This window comes from Cellulosimicrobium cellulans (assembly GCF_001722485.1).
Taxonomy (GTDB): Bacteria; Actinomycetota; Actinomycetes; order Actinomycetales; family Cellulomonadaceae; genus Cellulosimicrobium; species Cellulosimicrobium cellulans_A.
This window is the reverse complement of the sequence record NZ_LWGL01000037.1, coordinates 1-24,515: the sequence shown is the minus strand read 5'-3', so window position 1 is coordinate 24,515 and position 24,515 is coordinate 1. Positions and strand designations below refer to the sequence as shown.

At 75.0% G+C, this 24,515-nt stretch carries 25 protein-coding genes; 17 read left to right on the top strand and 8 right to left on the bottom strand.

What is annotated here, in order from left to right:
* Positions 1–823 (top strand): molybdenum cofactor synthesis domain-containing protein (locus JZ5iCDA_RS06605; RefSeq protein WP_253181982.1); only part of this gene is annotated, 823 nt, incomplete at its 5' end.
* Positions 820–1,248 carry a molybdenum cofactor biosynthesis protein MoaE gene (locus JZ5iCDA_RS06600; protein WP_216093410.1) on the top strand — a complete coding sequence of 143 codons (429 nt, stop codon included), beginning with the start codon at positions 820–822 and terminating at the stop codon, positions 1,246–1,248. The genes JZ5iCDA_RS06605 and JZ5iCDA_RS06600, both read left to right, overlap by 4 nt.
* A 43-nt stretch (positions 1,249–1,291) precedes the next feature.
* Here JZ5iCDA_RS06600 and moaA read toward each other — a convergent pair whose 3' ends face one another.
* Positions 1,292–2,398 (bottom strand): GTP 3',8-cyclase MoaA, encoded by a 1,107-nt coding sequence (gene moaA, locus JZ5iCDA_RS06595; RefSeq protein ID WP_069386440.1) that lies wholly within the window; start codon positions 2,396–2,398, stop codon positions 1,292–1,294.
* A 205-nt stretch (positions 2,399–2,603) separates the two neighbouring features.
* Here moaA and JZ5iCDA_RS06590 point away from each other — a divergent pair, with 205 nt between their 5' ends.
* Positions 2,604–3,770: an SPFH domain-containing protein gene (locus JZ5iCDA_RS06590; RefSeq protein ID WP_069386439.1), complete on the top strand. Its 1,167-nt coding sequence runs from the start codon at positions 2,604–2,606 to the stop codon at positions 3,768–3,770.
* A 161-nt stretch (positions 3,771–3,931) separates the two neighbouring features.
* Positions 3,932–4,921, top strand: a complete 990-nt coding sequence (locus JZ5iCDA_RS06585) for a hypothetical protein (RefSeq protein WP_216093409.1) — start codon at positions 3,932–3,934, stop codon at positions 4,919–4,921.
* 31 nt (positions 4,922–4,952) lie between these two features.
* On the opposite strand, the gene JZ5iCDA_RS06580 is transcribed toward JZ5iCDA_RS06585, so the two are convergent.
* Complete coding sequence (locus JZ5iCDA_RS06580; protein ID WP_069386438.1) at positions 4,953–5,360, bottom strand: winged helix-turn-helix transcriptional regulator; 408 nt, start codon at positions 5,358–5,360, stop codon at positions 4,953–4,955.
* A 166-nt stretch (positions 5,361–5,526) separates the two neighbouring features.
* Here JZ5iCDA_RS06580 and JZ5iCDA_RS06575 point away from each other — a divergent pair, with 166 nt between their 5' ends.
* Both JZ5iCDA_RS06575 and JZ5iCDA_RS06570 read left to right on the top strand, forming a co-directional pair.
* Positions 5,527–6,411 (top strand): SDR family oxidoreductase, encoded by an 885-nt coding sequence (locus JZ5iCDA_RS06575; protein ID WP_069386437.1) that lies wholly within the window; start codon positions 5,527–5,529, stop codon positions 6,409–6,411.
* Positions 6,412–6,538: 127 nt separating this feature from the next.
* Positions 6,539–7,540 carry a VOC family protein gene (locus JZ5iCDA_RS06570; RefSeq protein WP_083259736.1) on the top strand — a complete coding sequence of 334 codons (1,002 nt, stop codon included), beginning with the start codon at positions 6,539–6,541 and terminating at the stop codon, positions 7,538–7,540.
* Here JZ5iCDA_RS06570 and JZ5iCDA_RS06565 read toward each other — a convergent pair.
* Entirely contained in the window at positions 7,537–7,920 is a 384-nt protein-coding gene (locus JZ5iCDA_RS06565) for a universal stress protein (RefSeq protein WP_069386436.1), read from the bottom strand. The two genes, JZ5iCDA_RS06570 and JZ5iCDA_RS06565, sit on opposite strands and share 4 nt — an antisense overlap.
* 44 nt (positions 7,921–7,964) lie before the next feature.
* A complete protein-coding gene (locus JZ5iCDA_RS06560) occupies positions 7,965–8,783 on the bottom strand; it encodes an IclR family transcriptional regulator (protein WP_069386435.1) in 819 nt (272 codons plus the stop codon).
* A 70-nt stretch (positions 8,784–8,853) separates the two neighbouring features.
* On the opposite strand from JZ5iCDA_RS06560, the gene eda reads away from it, so the two are divergent.
* The 5 genes from eda to JZ5iCDA_RS06535 all read left to right on the top strand — a co-directional run bounded on the left by eda (position 8,854) and on the right by JZ5iCDA_RS06535 (position 12,789).
* Positions 8,854–9,513: a bifunctional 4-hydroxy-2-oxoglutarate aldolase/2-dehydro-3-deoxy-phosphogluconate aldolase gene (gene eda / locus JZ5iCDA_RS06555; protein ID WP_069386434.1), complete on the top strand. Its 660-nt coding sequence runs from the start codon at positions 8,854–8,856 to the stop codon at positions 9,511–9,513.
* Positions 9,514–9,515: 2 nt separating this feature from the next.
* Positions 9,516–10,637, top strand: coding sequence for a sugar kinase (locus JZ5iCDA_RS06550; RefSeq protein ID WP_069386433.1), 1,122 nt, complete (start codon positions 9,516–9,518; stop codon positions 10,635–10,637).
* Between the two features lie 120 nt (positions 10,638–10,757).
* Positions 10,758–11,150: a hypothetical protein gene (locus JZ5iCDA_RS06545; protein ID WP_139122989.1), complete on the top strand. Its 393-nt coding sequence runs from the start codon at positions 10,758–10,760 to the stop codon at positions 11,148–11,150.
* Positions 11,151–11,301: 151 nt separating this feature from the next.
* Positions 11,302–11,742, top strand: coding sequence for a zf-TFIIB domain-containing protein (locus tag JZ5iCDA_RS06540; protein WP_069386431.1), 441 nt, complete (start codon positions 11,302–11,304; stop codon positions 11,740–11,742).
* A 57-nt stretch (positions 11,743–11,799) separates the two neighbouring features.
* On the top strand, positions 11,800–12,789 hold the full coding sequence (locus JZ5iCDA_RS06535; protein ID WP_069386430.1) for a bile acid:sodium symporter family protein: 990 nt from the start codon (positions 11,800–11,802) through the stop codon (positions 12,787–12,789).
* A gap of 2 nt (positions 12,790–12,791) precedes the next feature.
* On the opposite strand, the gene JZ5iCDA_RS06530 is transcribed toward JZ5iCDA_RS06535, so the two are convergent.
* Positions 12,792–13,274 carry a SufE family protein gene (locus tag JZ5iCDA_RS06530; protein WP_069386442.1) on the bottom strand — a complete coding sequence of 161 codons (483 nt, stop codon included), beginning with the start codon at positions 13,272–13,274 and terminating at the stop codon, positions 12,792–12,794.
* The gene (locus JZ5iCDA_RS06525) at positions 13,271–14,182 is read right to left on the bottom strand and encodes a sulfurtransferase (RefSeq protein ID WP_069386429.1); all 912 of its coding nucleotides are present in this window, start codon (positions 14,180–14,182) and stop codon (positions 13,271–13,273) included. The genes JZ5iCDA_RS06530 and JZ5iCDA_RS06525 overlap by 4 nt, the downstream gene beginning before the upstream one ends.
* 173 nt (positions 14,183–14,355) lie before the next feature.
* On the opposite strand from JZ5iCDA_RS06525, the gene JZ5iCDA_RS06520 reads away from it, so the two are divergent.
* From JZ5iCDA_RS06520 to JZ5iCDA_RS06500, 5 genes are all read left to right on the top strand, one after another.
* Positions 14,356–14,913 carry an SAM-dependent methyltransferase gene (locus JZ5iCDA_RS06520; protein WP_069386428.1) on the top strand — a complete coding sequence of 186 codons (558 nt, stop codon included), beginning with the start codon at positions 14,356–14,358 and terminating at the stop codon, positions 14,911–14,913.
* A gap of 61 nt (positions 14,914–14,974) precedes the next feature.
* Positions 14,975–16,231, top strand: coding sequence for a GAF domain-containing protein (locus JZ5iCDA_RS06515; protein WP_069386427.1), 1,257 nt, complete (start codon positions 14,975–14,977; stop codon positions 16,229–16,231).
* Between the two features lie 157 nt (positions 16,232–16,388).
* A complete protein-coding gene (gene adh, locus JZ5iCDA_RS06510) occupies positions 16,389–17,912 on the top strand; it encodes an aldehyde dehydrogenase (RefSeq protein WP_069386441.1) in 1,524 nt (507 codons plus the stop codon).
* 113 nt (positions 17,913–18,025) lie between these two features.
* Positions 18,026–18,496: a DUF779 domain-containing protein gene (locus JZ5iCDA_RS06505; RefSeq protein ID WP_069386426.1), complete on the top strand. Its 471-nt coding sequence runs from the start codon at positions 18,026–18,028 to the stop codon at positions 18,494–18,496.
* A gap of 49 nt (positions 18,497–18,545) precedes the next feature.
* Positions 18,546–19,673, top strand: coding sequence for an FUSC family protein (locus JZ5iCDA_RS06500; protein WP_171905308.1), 1,128 nt, complete (start codon positions 18,546–18,548; stop codon positions 19,671–19,673).
* Here the strand turns inward: JZ5iCDA_RS06500 and aceB are convergent.
* Entirely contained in the window at positions 19,580–21,403 is a 1,824-nt protein-coding gene (aceB, locus tag JZ5iCDA_RS06495; protein ID WP_083259735.1) for a malate synthase A, read from the bottom strand. The genes JZ5iCDA_RS06500 and aceB overlap by 94 nt on opposite strands.
* Positions 21,404–21,508: 105 nt before the next feature.
* On the bottom strand, positions 21,509–22,927 hold the full coding sequence (gene aceA, locus JZ5iCDA_RS06490) for an isocitrate lyase (RefSeq protein WP_083259734.1): 1,419 nt from the start codon (positions 22,925–22,927) through the stop codon (positions 21,509–21,511).
* 181 nt (positions 22,928–23,108) lie between these two features.
* On the opposite strand from aceA, the gene JZ5iCDA_RS06485 reads away from it, so the two are divergent.
* Positions 23,109–24,515 (top strand): helix-turn-helix transcriptional regulator (locus tag JZ5iCDA_RS06485; RefSeq protein WP_139122987.1); only part of this gene is annotated, 1,407 nt, incomplete at its 3' end.

The window sequence follows — 24,515 nt, the reverse complement described above, 5'->3', positions numbered from 1 at the left end:
CGGCGACTTCGTCCGCGAGGCGGGCAGCGACGTCGCGGCGGGCGACGTCGTCCTCGCCGACGGTACCGTGCTCGCGCCGCACCACCTCGCCGCCGCCGCGGCGTGCGGGGTCGCGCGCGTGCGGGTCGTCGCTCGCCCCCGCGTGGCCGTCCTGTCCACGGGTGCGGAGCTCGTCGCGCCGGGGGAGGAGCCGGCCGCCGGGCAGGTCTTCGACGCGAACGGCGCGGCGCTCGCCGCCGCGGTGCGGCGCGCGGGGGGCGTCGTCACCACGGTCGCCCGCAGCGGTGACGACGCGGGCACGTTCGCACGTCTCCTCGCGGACGCGGCGGCCGGTGCCGACCTCGTGCTCACCTCCGGCGGCGTGAGCCAGGGCGCGTACGAGGTCGTCAAGGACGTCCTCGGCGCGGGCGCCGGGAGCGGCGGGCCGGGGGGCGGGGTGCAGTTCCGGTCGGTCGCGATGCAGCCCGGCGGCCCCCAGGGCCTCGGCACGGTCCACGGCACCCCGGTCCTGACGTTCCCCGGGAACCCCGTGAGCGCGCAGGTGTCGTTCGTCGTCCTCCTGCGCGACGTGCTCGAGCAGGCCTCGGGACGCGTGGCCCCGCGTCCGCCCCGGCGGGCACGCGTGGCCGAGGCCGGCGTGTCGCCCGCGGGGAAGCGGCAGCTGCTGCGGGGCGCGACCGGGCCGGACAGGGAGGTGCGCGTCGTGGGCGGGCCGGGGTCGCACCTCGTCGCGTCGATGGCGCGCGCCGACGTGCTCGTCGACGTGCCCGCGGACGTGACAGGGTGGGACGCCGGGACGTCGATGGAGGTGTGGGAGCTGTGAGCGCAGACGGCGGCGTGAACCGCGTGACCGAGGACGTGCTCGACGCCGCGGTGTCGGTGGCCGTGGAGGACGCCGTCGCGGCGCCGGAGTGCGGCGCCGTCGTGACGTTCCGCGGCGTGGTGCGCGACGTCGACGACGAGCGCGGCGTGACGGGCCTCGACTACGAGGCGCACCCGGACGCGACGGCGGTGCTGCGGCGGTGCGTCGACGCGGTCGCCGCGGAGACCGGGCTGCGCGTCGCGGCGGTCCACCGGTACGGCACGCTCGCCGTCGGCGACGTCGCGCTCGTCGCCGCGGCCTCGGCCGGGCACCGCCGGGAGGCCTTCGAGGCGTGCTCGCTGCTCGTCGAGCGCATCAAGGCCGAGGTGCCGATCTGGAAGCGCCAGCACTTCACCGACGGCGTCTCGGAGTGGGTCGGTCTCTGACGGTCCGGCCTTTGACGGCGCGCTGCCGCGACCGGCCCCGGGGTCAGCCCCCGATCGCGCCCATCGAGCGTGACGTCGCGGCGAACGCGTCCGGAGCGGTGGGCCGGTCGCTCCCGTGGGCGAGCGGCTTGGCCCACATCGCGCCCTGCCACGCGCGCACGATCGCGGCGTCGCGCGCGTCGTCGTCGAGGTCGGAGGAGCGCAGGATGGCTCGCAGGTCGGTCTCGTCGTCGCCGAACAGGCACGACCGCACGGTGCCCTCGGCGGTGAGGCGCGTGCGGTCGCAGTCGCCGCAGAAGGAGCGGGTGACGGACGCGATGATCCCGACCGTCTGCGGGCCGCCGTCGACGAGCCACTCCTCGGCGGGAGCGGACGGGTCGTCGCGGCCGACCGCCGTGAGGGCGAAGCGCTCGCCGAGCACGTCGAGCAGGTCGGCGGCCGACACGAGGCCGTCGCGCGTCCAGCGGCCGTCGGCGTCGAGCGGCATCTGCTCGATGAACCGCAGGTGGCACCCGTGGTCCACGGCCCACGCGAGGAGGTCGGCCGCGCCGGCGAGCGTCTCGGCCATGAGGACGGCGTTGAGCTTCACGGGCGCGAGGCCCGCGGTGAGGGCGGCGCGGATCCCGGCGAGCACGTCCGGGAGCCGGTCGCGCCGCGTGAGTCGGGCGAAGTCCGCGCGGTCCACCGAGTCGAGCGAGATGTTCACGCGGTCCAGCCCGGCCGCGACGAGCTCGTCGACGCGCTTGTCCAGGCCGATCGCGTTCGTCGTCATGGACAGCGACACGTCCGGGGCGGCCTCGCGGGACAGCCGCAGGATCTCGGCGAGGTCGCGCCGCACGAGCGGCTCGCCGCCCGTGAACCGGACGTCCGTGATGCCGAGCCTGCCGACCGCCACGCGCACGAGCCGCGCGATCTCCGTCGGCGTGAGGAGGTGCTCGCGTGGGACCGCGGGCAGGCCCTCCGCCGGCATGCAGTACGTGCAGCGCAGCGTGCACTTCTCCGTGATCGAGATCCGCAGGTCGCGTGCGACGCGGCCGTAGCGGTCGACGAGGGCGTCGGTGTCGGGCCGCCCGTCGGCCGGCGCGTCGGCCGGCACGTCGGCCGGGACGCGGCCGCGCACCGTGGGCATCCCGAGCGAGACGGCGGTCACCCGTCGATCCTAGGCGGCTCCCGGCACGCGCCGCACGGCCGGGGACGCCGTGCCCTCCTGGAGCGCGACGGCGCCACATCCGGACTGCACGTTTTGCCGGGGCTTGAAGGAACGCACGCCTGCTCATGCCGTTCCGCTATGCTCGCCGCGGGCCGGCGCTCGGCCCGCCCGCCCGACGGGTGACGCACCACACGGAAGAGACGGCATGGCCTTCTTCGACAAGCTGCGCGGCCAGCTCATCGACATCATCGAGTTCCTCGACGAGAGCCGGGACACGATCGTCTGGCGCTTCCCGCGGCAGGGGAACGAGATCAAGAACCAGGCCAAGCTCGTCGTGCGCGAGGGGCAGGCGGCGGTCTTCGTCAGCGAGGGCCTGCTCGCCGACGTGTTCGAGCCGGGCACGTACACGCTCGAGACGAAGAACCTGCCGGTGCTGTCGACGCTGCAGGGGTGGAAGTACGGCTTCGACTCACCGTTCAAGGCCGAGGTCTACTTCGTCGCCACGCGCCAGTTCACCGACCTCACGTGGGGCACGCAGAACCCGGTCATGCTGCGCGACCCCGAGCTCGGTGCCGTCCGCCTGCGCGCGTTCGGTACGTACGCGCTGCAGGTCGTCGAGCCGGCAGCGCTCCTGCGCCAGCTCGTCGGCACGGACCCGCAGTTCCGCACCGACGAGATCGGCGAGTACTTCCGCCGCCTCATCGTCGGCGGCCTGGGCCCAGCGCTCGCCGAGGCCGGCGTGGCGGCGATCGACCTCGCCGCCAACCAGCGCGAGATCGCGACCCGGATCGCGGGCCAGCTCAGCGAGGACCTCGCGCAGTACGGCGTCTCCGTGCCGCGCTTCGTGCTCGAGAACGTCTCCTTCCCGCCCGAGGTCGAGGCCGCGCTCGACAAGCGCACGCAGATCGCGGTCGTGGGCAACCTCGACCAGTACACGAGGTTCCAGTCGGCGAACGCGATCGAGACCGCGGCGGCGAACCCGGGCGGTGCGGGCGAGGGGCTCGGCCTCGGCATCGGCATGGCCATGGGGCAGCAGATGGCCCAGTCGCTCGGGTCGACGGCGGCACACCAGCCCGCACACCAGCCCGCACAACGGCCCGCACCGCAGGCCGCTCCGACCGGTCCGCCGCCGCTGCCCGGCGCTGGTGCGCCCTGGTACTGGGCGGCCGGGGGCGCGCAGGCCGGCCCGGGCTCGGTCGCCGACCTCGTCGCCCTGGTGCATACCGGCCAGGTGACCCGCGAGACGCTCGTGTGGCAGGAGGGCATGGCGGGCTGGACCGCCGCCGGTCAGGTCCCGGCGCTGTCGACGCTCTTCGCGGCGGTCCCGCCGCCGCTTCCGCAGGGCGACGCGACCTCCGGGGCCGGCGCATGACCGGTGTCGTCGACCCGGCTCAGCCCGGTCCGCCACCCCTGCCCGGTCCGCCACCCCTGCCTGGCCCATCGGCCGAGGCGTCGGCGGAACTCGTCGGCACGCGCTGCCACGCGTGCGGGTCGCAGCTCGCGTACGCGCCCGGGACGCGGACGCTCGAGTGCGTGGCGTGCCGCGCGCGGGTCGAGATCGTGCACGCGCCCGGCGACGCCGTCGACGAGCACTCGTACGACGCCTGGCTCGCCACGGCGGCGGCTCCCGTCGCGCTCGCGGGCGCCCAGGCGCTCGCGTGCGACGGGTGCGGGGCGACGACGCGCGGCACGGACCTGTCCGCCGCGTGCCAGTTCTGCGGCGGCCACCTCGTCGTCGCGACGCCTGTCGAGGGCGTCGTGGAACCCGAGGCCGTGGTGCCGTTCGCCGTCGCGGGCGACGCCGCGCGCGAGGCGTTCCGCGGCTGGGTGCGCTCGCGCTGGTTCGCGCCCGGGGCGCTGAAGAAGGTCGGCGACACCGAATCGCTGCGCGGGACGTACGTGCCGCACTGGACGTTCGACGCGGAGACGACGTCGCAGTGGTCCGGGCAGCGCGGCGACGCGTACTACGTGACGGTCGGCGACGGCGAGAACCGGCGGACCGAGCGCCGCGTGCGCTGGACACCCGTGTCCGGGACCACGCACCGCGCGTTCGACGACGTGCTCGTCCCCGCGTCGACGCAGCTCGCCGACCGCGACCTCGAGAAGCTCGGGCCGTGGCGGCTCGAGCAGGCGGCGCCCTACCGCCCGGAGTACCTCGCCGGTTTCGAGACGGCGCGCTACGACGTCGACCCGCCGCACGGGCTCGAGCGCGCCAAGGACGAGATGGCGCCCGTCATCCGCGACGACGTCCGGGGCGCGATCGGCGGCGACGAGCAGCGCGTCCTGCGGATCAGCACCGCGTACGCCGCGGTGCTGTTCAAGCTCGTGCTGCTGCCCCTGTGGATCGCGACGTACGTGTACGCGGGCAAGCAGTGGCAGGTCATGGTCAACGCGAACACGGGCGAGGTCGTCGGGCGGCGCCCGTACAGCGCGTGGAAGATCGCGCTGGCCGTGCTCGCCGGGCTGGCGGTGGTCGCGGCCGTCGTCGTCTGGTACCTGAGCACCCAGGGCTCGACCGGCTGAGGTCGCCGCACCTGGGGCCAGGGGTGAGGAGCTAGCGGTCCCGGCGCGCGTCGTACGCGCGCTGGGAGGCGGTCACCTCGTCGACGGCGTCCTCGAGCACGTCGATGAGCGCGGTGAGGCGGTCTGCCACGCGCCGGCCCAGGGCAGTGAGCGAGTACTCGACGTGCGGGGGGATGGTCGCGCGGACCTCGCGCACGACGACGCCGTCCCGCTCGAGGCCCTGCAGCGTCTGGGCGAGCATCTTCTCGCTGACGCCGTCGATGCGGCGGCGCAGCGCGTTGAAGCGCACGGCGCCGTCGCGCAGGCCCGCGACCGTGAGGACCCCCCAGCGGCCGGTGACCGACTCGAGGACGTGGCGGGACGTGCAGCCGCGCTGGAAGACGTCGGCCACCATCGCGTCGGTGGGGCCGGCGTCGGGCGCGCGGGTGTCCGTCGTCATGGGCCCAGGATACGGCGGCCGCGCCTCCGGAGCACTGTGATCCATGCCGCACCGTCCTTGGGTTGGCACTTTCGATCAGTAAGTGCATCCTCGGAGACGGGCGCCGCGCGGCGCCCTCGAGCACGACGCGTGCCGTGCCTCGCCACCCGTCCCGAAGGAGCAGTCCATGACCATCGCCGTCACCGGAGCCAGCGGCCACCTCGGCCGCCTCGTCGTCGAGTCCCTCCTCGCCCGCGGCGTCGACCCGGGGGACGTCGTCGCCGCGGCGCGCACGACGACGGCGGTGGCCGACCTGGCCGAGCGCGGCGTCGTCGTGCGCGAGGCCGACTACGACCGGCCCGGGACGCTGCGCGACGCGCTCGCCGGGGTCGACGTCCTCGTGCTCGTGTCCGGCTCGGAGGTGGGTCGTCGCGTCGAGCAGCACCGCAACGTCGTCGAGGCGGCGCAGGCCGCGGGCGTCGCGCGCGTCGTCTACACGAGCGCGCCGCACGCGACGACCTCGGCCCTCGTCCTCGCGCCCGAGCACAAGGCGACCGAGGAGGTCCTCGCCGCGTCCGGCCTGTCGACGACCGTCCTGCGCAACAACTGGTACACGGAGAACTACGTCGCGGACGTCGAGCGCGCCCGCGAGACGGGCGAGATCATCGCCAGCGTCGGCGACGGGCGCGTCGCGAGCGCGAGCCGCGCCGACTTCGCCGAGGCGGCGGCCGTCGTCGCGCTCGACGCGCTGCGTGACGGCGCGCACGACGGTGCGGTCTACGAGCTCGCGGGCGACGTCGCGTGGTCCTTCGACGACCTGGCCTCCGCGGCCGCCGAGGTCCTCGGCCGCCCGGTCGCCTACCGGCGCGTGAGCCCCGAGGAGCACCGCGAGCTGCTCGTCGGAGCCGGCCTCGACGAGGGGACGGCCGGCTTCGTCGTCGCGCTCGACGGCAACATCCGCGACGGCCTGCTGTCCGAGGCGACCGACGACCTGGCCCGCCTCCTCGGCCGGCCGACCACCCCGCTCGTCGACGGGCTGCGCGCCGCCCTGGGCGACGTCGTCCACGCCTGATCGCGGACATCGACGACGTTCGCCCGCCCACGGGCGCCACGCGCCGCGGAATGACCGGCGGGCGGAGACGGTTGAACGATCAACCATCGTCTCCGCCCGCCGGGCGCCAGGAACGGGAGGACCGTCCATGAGCTCGCCGACCGACCCCGCCCCGGTGGTCCCGGGACGCGTGCGCACCGGTGCCCGCCGTCCCGCCGACGACCTGCTCGCGGCGGCCACGCGCATGGACGCGGTGACGCTCCACGTGCGCGACCTCGACCTCATGACGCGGTACTACCGCGACGCGTTGTCGCTCACGGTGCTCCCGCTGCCGGACACGCTCACCCTGCCCGACGGCACCCGGCGCGCCGAGACCGTCGTGCTCGGCCGCGGGTCCACGCCGCTCGTCGTGCTGCACCGCACGCCCGACCTCCCGGTGCCCGGACGGCGCGAGGCCGGCCTGTTCCACACCGCCGTGCTGTTCGACGACGAGCCCGGCCTCGCCCACGCGCTCGCGTCCGTCGCGACGACCGCGCCCAGCACGTTCGTCGGCAGCGCCGACCACCTCGTGTCGCAGGCGTTCTACTTCACCGACCCCGAGGGCAACGGCGTCGAGCTCTACGCCGACCGCCCGCGCGAGACCTGGGGCTGGGACGAGAACGGGGTGCGGATGGACACCATCCACCTCGACCCGCACGCGTTCCTCGACCGGCACCTCACGGACGCGTCGCGCGACCTGCTCGCGGGCCCGCGCGCCGACGCCGGGGCGCAGGCGGCCGCGACGCCCGGCGGACCGGGCGGTGCGGTCGTCGGGCACGTGCACCTGCAGGTGGGCGACGTGCCGGCGGCGCGCGCGTTCTACGTCGACACGCTGGGGTTCGCCGAGACCGCGACCGTGCCGGGCGCGCTGTTCGTCTCCGCGGGCGGGTACCACCACCACATGGCGATGAACACGTGGAACAGCCGCGGCGCGGGCCCGCGCGCGTCGTCGCTCGGGCTGGGCGCGGTGGCCATCACGGTGCCGGGGGCGGACGACGTCGGCGCGCTGGATGAGCGGCTCGCCCGGGCCGGGGTCGCGACGCGGCACGACGGCGCGGTCCTGCGGTTCGAGGACCCGTGGCGCAACCGGATCGAGGTCCGCGCCGGCTAGTGCCGCGCCTTCACCACGAGGACGGGGGAGGGCGAGTCGAGCAGGACGCGCTGCGTCGTGCTGCCGAGCAGGAACTTGCCGACCGGGGACCGCTTGCGCGCGCCGATGACGACGAGCTCCGGGTGCAGGCGCTCGGCCTCGTCGACGATCGCGTCCGCCGGGTCCACGTGCTCGGGGCGGTACCGGACCCCGGGGCGCTCCACGGCGTCGGGGAGGGAGTCGAGCTGGTGCGCGAGCCCGGCCGGCAGTCCCGCGTCGGGGTCCTGCGGGGTGAGCACGAGGACGGCGAGCGAGGTGCCGCGGCGCTCCGCCTCGGCGATCGCGGCGTGGAGCGCCGTCTCGCCCTGCGGGGAGTCGTTGTACGCCACGAGGACGGTCATCGCGGGCCTTTCCGTGCTGCCGGTCGGAGTGCGGTTGAACTCTCTCACACGGGCGGCGGGGCCGCCGTCCGAGCCGCGGGCCGCGCCGACACGGCGGCCGGGACGGCGAGCGACGGGGGCAGCAGCGGCGGGACGAGCCGGGCGAGCTCGTCCTCGATCTCCCGGCGGCGCCTGGCGCCGAGCCGCTCCACCGGGACGGTCACGCTGATCGCCGCGACCGGCCGGCCGCCGCGGAGCACGGGCACGGCGACGCAGCTGATCCCCGCCTCGTTCTCCTCGACCTCGTGCGCGAAGCCGTGCTCGCGCGCACGGGCGCAGGTCGCCCGCAGGTCGGCCGTCGTCACGTCCGGCGGGGCGGCGTCGGCGTACCAGGCGAGCCGGGCGTCGTCGAGGTCCTGGTGCGCGAGGAGCGCGCGGCCGAGGGCGGTGGTCGCCGCGGGGCGGCGTCGCCCGACCGCGGACCACACCCGGACGGTGCGCGCCGGCTCCACCTTGTCGAGGTAGACGATCTCGGTGCCGGCGAGCGCGCCCAGGTGGACGAGCTCGTCGGTCGCCTGGCAGACGGCGACGAGCGCCGGGTGCAGGAGCGCGGGCAGGTTCTCCTCGCCGAGGTAGACCGTGGCGAGCGCCGTCGCGGCGGAACCCAGCCGGTACCGGCCGGTCGCCTCGTCCTGCTCGGCGTAGCCGCGGTGGCGCAGCGCGGCGAGCGTGCGGTGCAGCGACGCCTTGTGCAGGCCGAGGTCGTGCGCGAGCTCCCCGAGGGGCAGGCCGGTGGGACCGGCCGCCGCGAGGGCCTCGAGCGCGCTGAGCGCCTTGTCGACGCTCCCGAGCGGGCTCGCGGGCGCGGGGTCGGGTTGGGTCATCGACGCGTCCTCCCATAGAGTGCGTTCCGCAGTGAACAACCAGCGTTCACCATAGCGAAACGGAGCGAGGATGTCATCCGACACCGTCCTGCAGGAGATCGGCCGCGCCCGCGTCGTGCCCGTCGTCGTGGTCGACGACGCGCGCGAGGGTCTCGAGGTCGCGGGGGCGCTGCGCGACGGCGGCCTGCCCGTCGCCGAGGTCACGTTCCGCACCGCCGGCGCCGGCGCGGCGATCCAGGCGATCGCGCGCGAGCTGCCCGACGTCCTCGTCGGCGCGGGCACCGTCGTGACGCCCGCCCAGGTCGACGAGGCGGTCGAGGCCGGGGCGCGCTTCCTCGTCTCGCCCGGCCTCTCGGCCGACGTCGTGCGCCGCGCGCAGGAGCGGGGTGTGCCGATCCTCCCGGGCGTCGCCACGCCGTCCGACATCATCGCCGCGCTCGACCTCGGTCTCGACACGGTCAAGCTGTTCCCGGCCAACGTCGTCGGCGGCCCGGCCGCGATCAAGGCGTTCTCCGCGCCGTTCCCCGGCCTGCGCTTCGTCCCCACCGGCGGCGTGAGCGCCGCCAACCTCGGCGACTACCTCGCGCTGCCCTCGGTCCTCGCGGCCGGCGGCTCGTGGATGGTCGACCGCGCCCTCGTGCGCGCCGGCGACCGCGCCGAGATGACCCGCCGCACGCGCGAGGCCGTCGAGCTCGCCGCGTCGTTCACCACCGTCACCGAAGGAGCCTGACCATGACCGACAGCACGACCGCCGCCGCGCCCCTCGCGGTCCGTCCCGCCGACGAGTGCGCCTACGACGTCGTCGCCCTCGGCGAGGTCATGCTCCGCCTCGACCCGGGCGAGCGCCGCATCAAGACCGCCCGCAGCTTCGACGCGTGGGAGGGCGGCGGCGAGTACAACGTCGCGCGCGGCCTGCGCCGCTGCTTCGGCCTGCGCGGCGCCGTCGTCACGGCGCTCGCGGACAACGAGGTCGGGCGTCTCGTCGAGGACCTCATGCTCACCGGCGGCCTCGACACGAGCCACGTCGTGTGGCGCTCGTACGACGGCATCGGCCGGACCGTGCGCAACGGGCTGAACTTCACCGAGCGCGGCTTCGGCGTGCGCGGCGCGGTCGGCGTCTCCGACCGCGGCAACACCGCGATCTCGCAGCTGCAGCCCGACGACGTGGACTGGGACGCGCTGTTCGGCCGCGGCGTGCGCTGGTTCCACACGGGCGGCATCTTCGCCGCGCTCTCGGAGTCGAGCGCCGACGTCGCCGAGGCCGCGATGGCCGCCGCGCGCCGGCACGGCACGATCGTGTCGTACGACCTCAACTACCGCCCGTCGCTGTGGCAGGGCATCGGCGGAGTCGAGCGCGCGCAGGAGGTCAACCGCCGCCTCGCGCGCTACGTCGACGTGATGATCGGCAACGAGGAGGACTTCACGGCCTCGCTCGGCTTCGAGGTCGAGGGCGTCGACGAGAACCTCACCGACCTCGACACGGGCGCGTTCCGCGCGATGATCGGCCGTGCCGCCGAGGAGTACCCCAACTTCCAGGTCATCGCGACGACGCTGCGCGGCGTGAGGACGGCGACGGTCAACGACTGGGGCGCCATCGCCTGGTCGCGCGTGCAGGGCTTCGCCGAGGCCACGCACCGCCCGGGCCTGGAGATCCTCGACCGCGTCGGCGGCGGCGACTCGTTCGCGTCCGGCCTCGCGTACGGTCTCATGGAGCTCGGGTCGATCCAGGAGGCGGTCGAGTACGGCGCCGCGCACGGCGCGCTGGCCATGACGACGCCGGGCGACACCTCGACGGCCTCGCTCGCCGAGGTCCGCAAGCTCGCCTCCGGAGGCAGCGCTCGCGTGCAGCGCTGACCGGCGCGCACCCGCGCGGGCGGGCGTCGTGGGGGACCGCGACGCCCGCCCTGTCCGGGGTGCCACCGGCCGGGGATAGGGTGGCCCCGCGAGAGCACCGGGGGCAGCGGGGAGGTCGCCATGGCGAGAGGACGGGTGGCCGTACCCGGCCTGCCCCGACGTCGCGTCGAGCAGCCTCCCGACCTCGCGCACGCGGTCGAGCACGCGCGCATCCTGCGCGCCGCCGGTGACGCCGCCGGGGCCGCGCGCGTGCTGGACGCCGCCTTCGCGGCCGAGGGCGTGCGCACGCGCAGCGTCTCGGAGCGCGTCCGGTTCCGCGCGCTCGTCCTGCGGGCCGACCTCGCCATCGCGCTCCACGACGACGTCGCGGCCGCGCGCTACCTGGCCGGGGCCGAGTGGTTCCTCGCGGGCGCCGACTTCCTGCCGCGGGTCGCCGACGCCATCGCCGCGCTCGACGAGGACGTCCACCGCGTCGGCGAGATGCGGGGCCGGGTCGACGCCGACCGGCTCTGACCGGCCGCGCGAGCCCGCTGCGTCCTGCACGCCCGTCCCGCGAGCCGTCCTGCCCCACCCGCGCGTCCCGGTCCGTCCCCCGCGCGCCGCCGTGGGAACCGCCGCGCCGCGTGGCACGTTGGGGAACCAGGACCGATCGCTGGAGGACCCCATGCTGTGCCCGACCGACCAGACCGTGCTCGTCATGACCGAGCGCAAGGGCGTCGAGATCGACTACTGCCCCACGTGCCGCGGCGTGTGGCTGGACCGCGGCGAGCTCGACAAGATCATCGACCGGTCCATGGAGGCGGAGATCGCCGCGGAGTCGACCGGTCCGGCGCCCGTCGCGCCCGCGTCGCCCGGCCCGCCGCCGACGACCTTCCCGCCCGCCGCGGCGGCCGACTACGGCTCGCCGCAGCGCCCGGACGACCGCCGCTACGACGACCGGGACCGCCGCTACGACCGGGACCGCCGCTACGACGGCGACCGGCGGTACGACGGCGACCGGCGGTACGACGGTGACCGCCGCTACGACGAGCGCCGCGGCTACGACCCGCGCTACGACAAGCGCAAGAAGAAGGAGTCGTGGCTGGGGGACCTGTTCGACTTCTGAGCGGGGCGCCCGGGGCCTGACCGGCGGGCGGCGGACGCCGCCCTAGACTCGGTCGTCGTGCGTGCAGCCCTGGCCCGGTGGGTCGACCCGTTCGTGGTGACCCTGTTCGCCGTGCTGGTGCTGGGCCTCGTGGTCCCCGTGCCGCCCGGGGCGCAGCGCGTCGTCGACGTCGTCGCCGACGTCGCGGTGACCGTGCTCTTCCTCGTCTACGGGATGCGCCTGTCCACGCGCGAGGTGTGGTCCGGCCTGCGCAACGTGCGCCTGCAGGGCGCGATTCTCGCGTCGACGTACGTCGTCTTCCCGCTCCTCGGGCTCCTCGTGGCCTGGGCCGTCGCGCCGCTGGTGGGCGCCGGGCTCGCCGCGGGCGTGCTGTTCCTGTCCCTGCTGCCGTCGACCGTGCAGTCGTCGGTGGCGTTCACCTCGGCGGCGCGCGGCGACGTCGCCGGCGCGATCTGCGGCGCGACGGTGTCGAACGTCCTCGGCATGCTCGTCACGCCGCTGCTCGTGCTGTGGCTGCTGTCCGACGGCGCGGGTGCGGCGCCCGAGGACGCCGGCGGGGTGGTGGGCGGGCTCGGCGGGCTGCGCACCGTCCTGCTCCAGCTCCTCGTGCCGTTCGTCGTCGGCCAGCTGCTGCAGCCGTGGGTCGGCGGCTGGGTGCGGGCACGGCGCCGGCTCACGCTCGGGGTCGACCGCGGCACGATCCTCGTCGTCGTGTTCCACGCGGTGGCGGCGGCCTCGTCGGCCGGGGTGTGGGCGAGCGTCTCGGCGTGGGGCATCGCCGCCGTGCTCGCGGTGAGCGCCGTGCTGCTCGCCGCGATGCTCGCGATCACGTGGTGGGGCGGCGCCGTGCTGCGGCTGTCGCGCGAGGACCGCGTCGCGCTGCTCATGTGCGGGTCGAAGAAGTCCCTCGCGACGGGTCTGCCCATGGCGAGCGTGCTGCTCCCCGTGGCCGTCGCAGGCGTCGTGGCCGTGCCGGTGATCGTGTTCCACCAGCTCCAGCTCGCGGTGTGCGCGGTGCTCGCGCGACGCCTGGCGCTGCGCGCCTGACCTCAGCCGCGCGCCGCGACCTGCTCGCGCACCTGGCGCTTCGCGCGCGTGAGCATGCCGCTCATGCCGCCGAGCCGCAGGGGGCTGACCGCGCGCGTGAGCCCGATCGTCATGGGGAAGTCGTCGGGCACGTCGAGCACCTGCTGCGCGGTGAGCCCGGACAGGCCCTGCGCGAGGATCGAGGCGAACCCGCGCGTCGTCGGCGCCTCGGCCGGCGCCGTCGCGTAGAAGCGCACGACCCCCTCGGCGTCCAGCTCGGCGAACGCGCGCACGGGGGACTGGCACTCCTCGATGCGCTCGAGCATCCCAGGCGCGCTCGCGTAGCGCTCCGGCAGGTCGGGCAGCTCGTTCGCGAACTCCAGGAGCAGCTGCAGGCGCTCGCGCTCGGGCAGGGCGAGGAAGTCCTCGCGGATCTCCGCGAGCGTCGCGGGGAGTGCTGCGTCGGCAGGGGAGGGGCGGAGAGTCTCGGTCGGGCGACGGCTCAGTTCAGGGCGGCGGGCGCCTCGCCCGGCTGGTCGCCCTTGACGATCGGCACGCGCACGGCGTTGCCCCACTCGGTCCACGAGCCGTCGTAGTTGCGGACCGAGTCGAAGCCGAGCAGGTACGTCAGCGCGAACCACGTGTGGCTCGAGCGCTCGCCGATGCGGCAGTACGTGACGACCTCGTCGTCGGAGCGCAGGCCGAGGCCGCCCTCCTGGTAGATCGCCTCGAGCTCGGCGCGCGACTTGTACGTGCCGTCCTCGGCGACCGCCGTCGCCCACGGGACGTTGCGCGCCGTCGGGATGTGCCCGCCGCGCAGCACGCCCTCCTCCGGGTAGTCCGGGATGTGCAGGCGCTCGCCCGTGTACTCCTGCGGGGAGCGGATGTCGACGAGCGGCCCGTTGCCGATGTGCGCGAGGACGTCCTCCTTGAAGGCGCGGACCGTGACGTCGTCGCGCTCGACCACCGGGTACTCGACCGGCTCGGGCGTGGGGACGTCCGTCGTCGTCTCGCGCCCCTCGGCGACCCACTTGCCGCGGCCGCCGTCGAGGAGGCGGACGTCCTCGTGGCCGAACAGCGTGAAGACCCACGCCGCGTAGGCGGCCCACCAGTTGTTCTTGTCGCCGTAGACGACGAGCGTCGTGTCGCGGCCGATGCCCTTCGAGCCGAGCAGCTCGGCGAAGGCCTTGCCGTCGACGTAGTCGCGCGTGTCGGGGTCGTTGAGGTCGGTGTGCCAGTCGATCTTCACGGCGCCGGGGATGTGCCCCGTCTCGTAGAGCAGGACGTCCTCGTCGGACTCGACGACGACGAGGCCCGGGTCCCCGAGGTGCTCCGCGAGCCAGTCCGTGCTCACGAGGCGGTCCGGGTGGGCGTACTGCGTGATCTTCTCGCTGGTGTCGAGCGGTGCCGGCATGGGGTTCCTCCGTGGTCGTCGGGTCTGACGTCCAGGCTAGGTCGCGCGTCCATCTGACGAGAAGCGCATCGCGCATGCTGAGACAGTGTTACGCGCCACGTGGTCGGGCCACGTCGTGGCGTTCCGCGCCGTGAGCGCGTGCGGTTCCCGGCGGCGCTGCGCACACTGGCGCCGTGGTGCCCACGGTCCCCGCACGGCTGCGGCGGGCCGCCGAGCTGCTCGACCTCGGCGGCGACGAGCGCGTGCTCGAGCTCGGCTGCGGCCCGGGCGCGCTCGCCGAGCTGCTGCTCTCGCGGTACCCGGGCCTGCGGTACGTGGCGGTCGACCGGTCGCCCGTCGCGGTCGCGCGCGCGACCCGCCGCAACGCCGGCGCGGTCGCGGACGGGCGCCTCGTCGTCCGGGCCGGTGCGGTCGAGGAGATCGGCGCGGTGCTCGACGGCGAGCCGCTCTTCGACGTCGTGGTGGCGGTGAACGTCAACCTGTTCTGGACCGGGGACGCGCGCGCCGCGTGCGCCGCGCTCGCCGCGCGTCTGGGCGCCGGAGGGTGGGTGTGGCTCGTGCACGAGACGCCGGGCGGTCAGGCCGACGGGCGCGTCGTGGCGGGTGTCGTCCGTTCGCTCGCCGTCCCCGGGCTGAGCGCCCCGACGGTGCTCGACGGCGACGCGCGCGGGGACGGGGTGCTCGCCGTCGGCGCACGGCGCACGCGCGGGGCGGCGACAAGCGCGGTGTGACGGGCGTCACGACGCCGCCTACACTGGCGGCAGCACCCGGACGCCGACGTCGGAGGTGAGCATGGCGGAGCGGACCGCGGCACCCGGCGGCCCGGCACGCCGCGACGCCCGGTCGGTGCGCACCGCCTACGACACCTTCCTCGGCACCGGCGCGTTACTGCCCGGCGTCGACCCGCTCGTCGCGGCGTCGTGGCGCCGCAGCCTGCGCTCGGGCGTCGACCCGGACACGCCCAGCCCGGGAGGAGGGCTCACCGACGACGAGCTCGAGGCGTACCGCGCGGCGCACCCGCTCGCGGCGCTCATGCCCGTCGTGCGCGAGCTCGTGGTCGACGGCGCGCGCGACGACGGCCTCGTCGTCGCGGTCTCCGACGACGCCGGTCGCCTCCTGTGGGTCGAGGGCAGCACCCGCACGCGCGGCGCGGTCGAGCGCGTCGGGTTCGTCGAGGGCGCCGTGTGGCGCGAGGAGCGCGTCGGCACCAACGCGCCGGGCACGGCGCTCGCGACGCGGCGCCCCGTCCAGGTGCTCGGCGCCGAGCACTTCTCTCGCCCGGTGCAGGACCTCAACTGCGCGGCGGCGCCGGTGCGCGCTCCCGGCGGCCGGGTGGTCGGCGTGCTCGACGTGACGGGTGGGCGCGCCGCCGCGTCGCACGTCGTGCTGTCCCTCGTCCGCGCGACGGTGGCGACGCTCGAGCGCGAGCTCGCCGCGCGTGCCGACCCGGCGCCCGTGCTCGACGGCCGCGCGGGGTCCCCGGCGCTGCGCCTCCTCGGCGACCCCGCGCTCGTCTGGCCCGACGGCGAGCGGCGCCTGTCCCTGCGGCACGCCGAGATCCTCGCGCTGCTCGCCGAGCAGCCACGCGGGCTCTCCGCGGACGAGCTCGCCGTCCTCCTGCACCCGGGCGACCTGTCCGACGTCACCGTGCGCGCCGAGGTGTCGCGTCTGCGCCGCGTCGCCGGTCCGCTGCTCGCCGGGTCGCGCCCGTACCGCCTCGCCGGGCCGGTGCGCACGGACGTCGACGTGGTGCGCGAGCGGCTCGCCGCGGGCGACGTCCGGGCGGCGCTCGCGGCCTACGGCGGACCGCTGCTCGCGCGGTCCGTCGCGCCGGGGATCGAGCGGCTGCGCGCCGAGCTCGCCGCCGAGGTGCGCGCCGCCGCGCACGCGAGCGACGACCCCGCCGTCCTCGACGCCTGGACCCGCACCGACGAGGGCGCCGACGACCACGCCGCGTGGACGCGCCTCGTCCGCCTCGCCGACGACGGCAGCCCGCTGCGCGCCCGCGCCCGCGCCCACCTCGCCGTGCTCGACGCCGAGCTCACCTGACCCGCTCGCACCACGGCCACAGCCGCTGCAACGCTCCTGCAACCCTGCCCCTCCTACCGTGACGACCACGGCGCGACGAGGCGCCGTGCCGCGCACCGCCGTCGGGCACCCCGGCCGTGCGGGCGCGACGAGCGAGCACTGCGAGGAGGCAGACAGCATGACCGTCTACGCAGCCCCGGGCACCGACGGCGCGGTCGTCGAGTACCGGTCCCGGTACGACCACTGGATCGGCGGCGAGTACGTCGCGCCGTCGAGCGGCCAGTACTTCGAGAACCCGAGCCCCGTCACCGGGCGCCCGTTCACCGAGGTCGCGCGCGGCAACGCCGACGACATCGAGCGCGCCCTCGACGCCGCGCACGGTGCCGCCCGGTCGTGGGGGCGCACGTCCGTCAGCGAGCGCGCGAACATCCTCAACAAGATCGCCGACCGCATGGAGGCGAACCTCGAGAAGATCGCGGTCGCCGAGTCGTGGGAGAACGGCAAGCCGGTCCGCGAGACGCTCGCCGCGGACATCCCGCTCGCGATCGACCACTTCCGCTACTTCGCGGGCGCGATCCGCGCGCAGGAGGGGTCGATCTCCGAGATCGACTCCGACACCATCGCGTACCACTTCCACGAGCCGCTCGGCGTCGTCGGGCAGATCATCCCGTGGAACTTCCCGATCCTCATGGCCACGTGGAAGCTCGCGCCGGCGCTCGCGGCCGGCAACTGCGTGGTGCTCAAGCCGGCCGAGCAGACGCCCGCGTCGATCCTCCTGCTCATGGAACTCATCGGCGACCTGCTGCCGCCGGGCGTGGTCAACGTCGTCAACGGGTTCGGCGTCGAGGCGGGCAAGCCGCTCGCGTCCAGCCCGCGCATCCGCAAGATCGCGTTCACGGGCGAGACGACGACGGGCCGCCTGATCATGCAGTACGCGAGCCAGAACATCATCCCCGTCACGCTCGAGCTCGGCGGCAAGAGCCCGAACATCTTCTTCGACGACGTGGCCGCGGAGCGCGACGACTTCTACGACAAGGCGCTCGAGGGGTTCACGATGTTCGCCCTCAACCAGGGCGAGGTGTGCACGTGCCCGTCGCGCGCGCTCATCCAGTCGTCGATCTACGACTCCTTCCTCGGCGACGCGATCGAGCGCACGCGCGCGGTGAAGCAGGGCAACCCGCTCGACACGGAGACGATGATCGGCGCGCAGGCCTCGAACGACCAGCTCGAGAAGATCCTGTCGTACATCGACATCGGGCAGGCCGAGGGCGCGAAGGTCCTCACGGGCGGGGGGCGGGCCGAGCTCAGCGGGGACCTGCAGGGCGGCTACTACGTGCAGCCGACGATCTTCGAGGGCAAGAACTCCATGCGGATCTTCCAGGAGGAAATCTTCGGCCCGGTCGTCGCGGTCACGGACTTCACCGACTTCGACGACGCCATGACCATCGCCAACGACACCCTCTACGGGCTCGGCGCCGGCGTGTGGTCGCGGTCCGGGAACACCGCCTACCGCGCCGGCCGCACCATCGAGGCGGGCCGCGTCTGGACGAACTGCTACCACGCGTACCCCGCAGCGGCCGCGTTCGGCGGGTACAAGGGCTCGGGCGTCGGGCGCGAGAACCACAAGATGATGCTCGACCACTACCAGCAGACGAAGAACCTGCTCGTCTCGTACTCGGCCCAGAAGCTCGGCTTCTTCTAGGCCGGCCCACCCGCCGAGCACGGGGTTGGTGTCGTTCTGAGCCTGATGACGGCACCAACCTCGTGCTCGGCGGCGAGCATCGTCGTTCTCGTCCGTCCCCGTTGGAGGTCCCCGTGCCCGACGACGCCCGCTCGCCCGATCTCGGCGCGCCACCCGCGCGGGTCGCGCTCACCGAGCCCGCCGCCACGCTGCTCGCGAGGCTGCGCACGATCCACGGCGAGCTGATGTTCCACCAGTCCGGCGGGTGCTGCGACGGGTCGTCGCCCATGTGCTACCCGCAGGGCGACTTCCTCACGTCCGACGCCGACGTGCACCTCGGCGACCTCGTCGTCGACGGGTCGGCACGAGAGGTCGCCGGAGAGGACGCTGGCGCCGACAGCGCCGCCCCGGAAGCGTTCACCGTGCCCGTGTGGATGAGCCGCGCGCAGTTCGAGTACTGGAAGCACACGCACCTGACGATCGACGTCGTGCCCGGGCGCGGAGCCGGGTTCAGCGTCGAGGCGCCCGAGGGCGTGCGGTTCCTCATCCGCTCCCGGCTGCTGACCGACGACGAGTGGGGAGAGCTGTCGGCCGCCGAGCGCTGACCCGTGCCGCGTCCTGCGAGGCCACACGACCTTTCGCAAGATGGAGGTCATGCCGACGCTCCGCACCGCGCCCGACCCCCGGACCGCCGTCCGGCACCGCGTCTTCCGCGCGGTGCGCTTCCTCGCCACCCACCCCGTGTGGGCGGTGGCGCTGCGCTCCGGCATCGCGGCGGGGCTCGCCTGGTGGGTCGCGTGGCTGCTCGCGCTCGTGGTGCCCGACCCGTTCGCCGACTACCGGTTCTACGCCCCGCTCGGCGCGGTGGTCGCGACGTCGTCCACCGCGGCGCGGTCGGTGAGCCAGTCGGTGCGCGCAACCCTCGCCATCGTCGTCGGCGCCGCGACGGCCACGATTGCGGACCGCCTGCTGCCGATCGACTCGCTCACGGTCGCGATCACGGTCGTCGTCGCGAGCCTGCTCGCCGCGTGGCGGACGCTCGGGGACATGAGCCAGTGGACGGTGACGTCCGCGCTGTTCGTGCTCGTCATCGGCGGGCCGCAGGACCAGTCGAGCTACATCGTCGCCTACCTCGGGCTCGTGGTCCTCGGCGCCGCCGTGGGCGTGCTGGTCAACCTCGTGGCGCCCCCGCTCCCGCTCGGACCGTCGGAGGCCGCGCTCGACGAGCTGCAGGACGTCCTCGCGGACCAGCTCGACGCGCTCGCGGACGGCCTGCACGGCGACCGCGCGCCGCGGGCGGAGGAGTGGGAGGAACGACGGCGGGGTGTCGCACCCGCGGTCGAGGGCGCCCGGCGCGCCGCGGACGAGGCGCGCGAGGCGCAGTGGCTCAACGTGCGCGCCCGGCGCCAGCGCGAACGGCTGCGGGAACAGCTGGACCGGTCGGAGCGGCTGTCCGTGACGACCGGGGTCGTCACCGATCTCGTACGGGTCCTCACCGAGGGCGAGCGCGAGGACGTCGACGACCAGGTGCTGGGCGTGCGGCTGCGGCACCCGACGGCCGAGGCGCTGAGCGCGCTCGCCGTCGTGGTGCGCGACGGCGAGCACGCGGACCGGGCGCCCGCGCGCGAGGCGGTGCACGAGCTGCGCACCGCGCTCGCCCGCGAGCGCTCGCACGGCACGGGGGACGACTACCTCGCGGCCGGGGCGATCGTGCTCGACATCGAGCGCGCGCTCGAGGTGAGCCGCGTGACCGAGGCGTCCGACGGGGACGACACGGACTGAGGGTCGGGCTGCTCCGTCGCGTCCGCGGCGCGCGGCTGGTCGACGTCCGAGCCGACGAGGAGCTGCGAGTACGCCCCGACGGTGAGGAACGTCGGGAAGTCGTCGGCGAGCGCGACGGCGCGGAACACCGCGGCGGCGTCGTCGACGCGGTTCCCGGCGGGGCGCGGCAGGTCGTCGACGATCTCGGCGAGCAGCGCCTCGACGCGCTCGCGCGTGACGGGCACGCCGTTGTCGGTCCGCGTCCCCGAGGCGATCCACTGCCACACCTGCGCGCGGGCGATCTCGGCCGTCGCGGCGTCCTCCATGAGGTGGTCGAGCGCGACCGCGCCGACGCCGCGCAGCCACGACTCGACGTACCGCACGGCGACCGACACGTTCGCGCGCAGCCCGGCCGCCGTCACCGTCGCCCCGGACCGGCGTGCGGACCCGATGTCGAGCAGCTCGTGCTGCCCCACGTGCACGTCGTCGCGCAGCCGCCCCACCTGGTTCGGCGCGCCCCCGAGCACGGCGTCGAACTCCGCGCGCGCGGCCTCGACGAGGTCCGGGTGCGCGACCCACGTGCCGTCGAACCCGTCCGTCGCCTCGCGCCGCTTGTCCGCGCGCACCTGCTCGATCGCGCGCGCCGTGACGTCGGGCCGCCGGCGGTCCGGGACGAACGCGCTCATCCCGCCGATCGCGTGCGCGCCGCGCCGGTGGCACGTCGCGACGAGCAGCTCGGTGTACGCGCGCAGGAAGGGCGCGGTCATGATGACCTGATCGCGGTCGGGCAGCACGTACGTCTCCCCGCGCGCGCGGAACTCCTTGATGATCGAGAAGAGGTAGTCCCAGCGGCCCGCGTTGAGCCCGGCGCAGTGGTCGCGGAGCTCCCAGAGGATCTCCTCCATCTCGAACGCCGCGGGCAGCGTCTCGATCAGGACCGTCGCGCGGATCGTGCCGTGGGGCAGGTCGAGCCGCTCCTCCGCGAGCGTGAGGACGTCGTCCCACAGCCGGGCCTCGCGGTATCCCTCGAGCTTCGGCAGGTACAGGTACGGCCCGCGGCCCCGCGCGACGAGCTCGCGCGCGTTGTGGAACAGGTACAGGCCGGCGTCGACCAGCGACGCGGACGCCGACACGCTCATGCCCGCGCGGTCGAGGTAGCGCACGTGCTTCTCGACGAGGTGCCACCCGCGCGGGCGGAACACGATCGTGGGCAGGTCCGTGAGCGTCGTCGAGCGCAGCCGGTACTCCCTGGTCTCGGCGCCCGCGGCGCCGACCGTGTGCGTCAGCGTGCCGCGGATCGCGTCGTGCAGCGCGAGCTGGCCCTCGACGACGTTGCGCCACGTGGGCGACGACGCGTCCTCGGCGTCGGCGAGCCACACGTTCGCGCCCGAGTTGAGGGCGTTGATCGTCATCTTCGGGTCGGTCGGACCCGTGATCTCGACGCGGCGGTCCTCCAGGCCCGGCGCCCCGGCCGATCCCGCGACGCGCCACGACGGGTCGTCGCGGACGGGGCGGGTCGACGCGCGGAAGTCCGGGTCGACACCGTCCGCGACCTGCTGACGGCGCTGCTGCCGGTCCACGAGGACGTCGTGCCGCCCGGCGACGAACCGGTCGTGCAGCACGGTGAGGAACTCGAGCGCCTCGGGCGTGAGTACCTCGCGGTAGCGCGGGCCGAGCGCGCCCGTGACGCGCAGGCTGCCCGATGGGCTCCCCGAGGAGGGCTGCGTGGTGGAGGTGGTGAAAGTCGTCATGGTCGCTCCGAACGGTCGGTCCCGCGAGATAGAGGGATCTCGTCGAGGTAGAGGGGAATCGGCCTCTACCCCGCGGGATTCCCTCTACCTCGCGGGAGGGGCAGGTCAGTGGAACTGGGCGGTCTCGGTGGAGCCGGCGAGGGCGAGGGTCGCGGCGTCCGGGTTCAGCGCCGCGGCGACGCGGTCGAAGTAGCCGGTGCCGACCTCCCGCTGGTGGCGGGTGGCGGTGTAGCCGTCCGCCTCGGCGGCGAGCTCGGCCTCCTGCAGCTCGACGTAGGCGCTCATCGCGCGCTCGCGGTAGCCGCGCGCGAGCTCGAACATCGAGTGCGCGACGGCGTGGAACCCGGCGAGCGTGACGAACTGGAACGCGTACCCCATCGCGGCGAGCTCCTTCTGGAACCCGGCGATCTCGTCGTCGCGCAGGTGCTTGCGCCAGTTGAACGACGGCGAGCAGTTGTACGCGAGCTTCTTGCCGGGGTGCTCGGCGTGGACCGCCTCGGCGAAGCGCCGGGCGAGCGCGAGGTCGGGCGTGCCGGTCTCGACCCACAGGAGGTCGGCGTACGGGGCGTACGCGAGACCGCGCGCGACGACGGCGTCGAACCCCGGCCGCACCCGGTGGAACCCCTCGGCGGTGCGCTCGCCCGTGAGGAACGGCCTGTCGCGCTCGTCGACGTCGGACGTGAGCAGGTCCGCGGCGAGCGCGTCCGTCCGGGCGACGACGACGGTCGGCACGCCTGCGACGTCGGCCGCCAGGCGCGCCGCGCCGAGGGTGCGCACGTGCTGCGACGTCGGGACGAGCACCTTCCCGCCGAGGTGGCCGCACTTCTTCTCCGACGCGAGCTGGTCCTCGAAGTGCACGCCCGCGGCGCCCGCCGCGATCATCGCGTGCATGAGCTCGTAGGCGTTGAGCGGCCCGCCGAAGCCCGCCTCGGCGTCCGCGACGACCGGGGCGAGCCAGTCGCGGGCCGGTCGGACGCCGGGCGAGCCCGCAGCCTCGGCCGTCTCGACCTGGTCGGCGCGCAGCAGGGCGTTGTTGATCCGGCGCACGACGGCGGGGACCGAGTCGGCGGGGTAGAGGGACTGGTCGGGGTACGTCTGTCCCGAGAGGTTGGCGTCGGCCGCGACCTGCCACCCGGACAGGTAGATCGCCTTCAGGCCGGCGCGGACCTGCTGCACGGCCTGGTTCCCGGTGTAGGCACCGAGCGCGGCGACCCACTCCTCGGTGCCCAGCAGCTCCCACAGCCGCTCGGCGCCTCGGCGGGCGAGGGTGTGCTCCTCGCGCACCGAGCCGCGCAGCGCGACGACGTCGTCGGCGGTGTGGTCCCGGCGGACCCCCGCCCAGCGCGGGTCGGTCGCCCACTCGTGGCCGAGCTCGGCGGCGGTCCGCGTCTGGTCGCCCGGGCGGGGCGCGGCGGGACCGCGGCCGCGTCCGACGGCGGCGCCGGTCCCGGCGGTGCGCGCTCCTCCTGCGTACTCGCCGGGGGAGCGACGGCTGACGACGGTGGGTGCGGTCCTGCGTGCCACGGAGCCTCCTGAGGTTCGGGCCGGGCCGCGCGCAGGGCGGCCGGCCGGCGGTCACGGACCCTCGGGCGAGGGCCGTGGATCGACTGTCGTGCCGCCGCGGCCGGGCGTTCCAGCCCTACACGTGCGAAAGAACCGCGATTCTTCTGTTGTCCGCAAGGAGTGGCGTGTGTCACCCTCGGTCATGGCTATCCCGACGACGCGAACCGCCGGCTCGCTGGACCGCGCGGTGGACGGCTCGCTGGACCGCGCGGAGGTCGGCGCCGCGCTGCCGCTCGCGGACGAGCCCGACGCGCTGACCATCGGGCGCCGGATCCGTCACCTGCGCACGGCGCGCGGCATGACGCTGGACGACCTCGGCACGGCGATCGGCCGCGCCCCGTCGCAGGTGTCGCTGCTGGAGAACGGCCGGCGCGAGCCGAAGTTCGCCCAGCTGCAGGCCGTGGCCCACGCGCTCGGAGCGACCCTCGACGACCTCCTGTCGCCCGAGCCGCCGTCGCGCCGGGACGCGCTCGAGATCGAGCTCGAGCGCGCGCAGCGGGGGCCGCTGTTCGAGGCGCTCGGGCTGCGCCCCGTCCGCGTCGGCAGGTCGCTACCCACGGACGCCCTGGAGACCATCGTCGCGCTGCAGCGCGAGCTCGAGCGCCTGCACACCGAGCGGGCGGCCACGCCGGAGGAGGCGCGCCGCGCGAACGTCGAGCTGCGCGCGACCATGCGGGCGCAGGACAACTACTTCCCGGAGCTGGAGGACGCCGCGACCCGGCTGCTCGCCGGCGTCGGGCACACGGGAGGGCCGCTGCCGCAACGCGTCGCCGCCGACGTCGCCGCGCACCTCGGCTTCACGCTGCACTACGTGCCCGACCTGCCGCACTCGACCCGGTCGGTGCTCGACCTGCGGCACCGGCGCGTGTACCTGCCGAGCGACGGGATGCGCGGCCGGTCCAACCCGACGTCGGCCCTCCTGCAGGCCCTCGCACCCCACGTCCTCGGCCACGCCGAGCCGCGCGACTACGGCGAGTTCCTGCGCCAGCGCGTCGAGGCGAACTACCTGGCCGCCGCGATCCTGCTCCCGGAGCGCCACGCCGTGAAGGTGCTGCGCGCCGCCAAGGAGGCGCGCGCGATCTCGATCGAGGACCTGCGCGACGCGTTCGCCGTCTCCTACGAGACCGCCGCGCACCGGTTCACGAACCTCGCGACGCGCCACCTGGGGATCCCGGTGCACTTCATGAAGGTCCACGAGTCGGGCGTGATCCACAAGGCGTACGAGAACGACGGCGTGCGCTTCCCGGCCGACGCGCTCGGCGCCGTCGAGGGCCAGCACGTGTGCCGCAGCTGGACGGCGCGCACGATCTTCGGCGCGGAGGACCGGCTCAGCCCCTACAGCCAGTACACCGACACCCCGACGGGCACGTACTGGTGCACGAGCCGCGTGCAGGACGGGTCGGACGGCCCGTTCTCCGTGAGCCAGGCGTCGACGCTCGAGGACGTCGACCTGCGCGGCGCGGACCTCGACGCGGTCGCGGGCGTGCGCTCGCTCGCGGGCGCGACCGTGACCCCGGACCAGCTCGCGCGGCTCGCGCCGCTCCTCGCG

Excerpts from the sequence above, each read along its gene's own strand:
- JZ5iCDA_RS06515 (WP_069386427.1), top strand. The coding sequence starts at position 14,975 with ATGGCGGAGCGGACCGCGGCACCCGGCGGCCCGGCACGCCGCGACGCC.
- adh (WP_069386441.1), top strand. The coding sequence starts at position 16,389 with ATGACCGTCTACGCAGCCCCGGGCACCGACGGCGCGGTCGTCGAGTAC.
- JZ5iCDA_RS06550 (WP_069386433.1), top strand. The coding sequence starts at position 9,516 with ATGACCGACAGCACGACCGCCGCCGCGCCCCTCGCGGTCCGTCCCGCC.
- JZ5iCDA_RS06575 (WP_069386437.1), top strand. The coding sequence starts at position 5,527 with ATGACCATCGCCGTCACCGGAGCCAGCGGCCACCTCGGCCGCCTCGTC.
- JZ5iCDA_RS06580 (WP_069386438.1), bottom strand. The coding sequence starts at position 5,360 with ATGACGACGGACACCCGCGCGCCCGACGCCGGCCCCACCGACGCGATG.
- JZ5iCDA_RS06560 (WP_069386435.1), bottom strand. The coding sequence starts at position 8,783 with ATGACCCAACCCGACCCCGCGCCCGCGAGCCCGCTCGGGAGCGTCGAC.
- JZ5iCDA_RS06525 (WP_069386429.1), bottom strand. The coding sequence starts at position 14,182 with ATGCCGGCACCGCTCGACACCAGCGAGAAGATCACGCAGTACGCCCAC.
- JZ5iCDA_RS06570 (WP_083259736.1), top strand. The coding sequence starts at position 6,539 with ATGAGCTCGCCGACCGACCCCGCCCCGGTGGTCCCGGGACGCGTGCGC.
- eda (WP_069386434.1), top strand. The coding sequence starts at position 8,854 with ATGTCATCCGACACCGTCCTGCAGGAGATCGGCCGCGCCCGCGTCGTG.
- aceB (WP_083259735.1), bottom strand. The coding sequence starts at position 21,403 with ATGACGACTTTCACCACCTCCACCACGCAGCCCTCCTCGGGGAGCCCA.
- JZ5iCDA_RS06545 (WP_139122989.1), top strand. The coding sequence starts at position 10,758 with ATGGCGAGAGGACGGGTGGCCGTACCCGGCCTGCCCCGACGTCGCGTC.
- JZ5iCDA_RS06565 (WP_069386436.1), bottom strand. The coding sequence starts at position 7,920 with ATGACCGTCCTCGTGGCGTACAACGACTCCCCGCAGGGCGAGACGGCG.
- JZ5iCDA_RS06590 (WP_069386439.1), top strand. The coding sequence starts at position 2,604 with ATGGCCTTCTTCGACAAGCTGCGCGGCCAGCTCATCGACATCATCGAG.
- JZ5iCDA_RS06500 (WP_171905308.1), top strand. The coding sequence starts at position 18,546 with ATGCCGACGCTCCGCACCGCGCCCGACCCCCGGACCGCCGTCCGGCAC.
- JZ5iCDA_RS06540 (WP_069386431.1), top strand. The coding sequence starts at position 11,302 with ATGCTGTGCCCGACCGACCAGACCGTGCTCGTCATGACCGAGCGCAAG.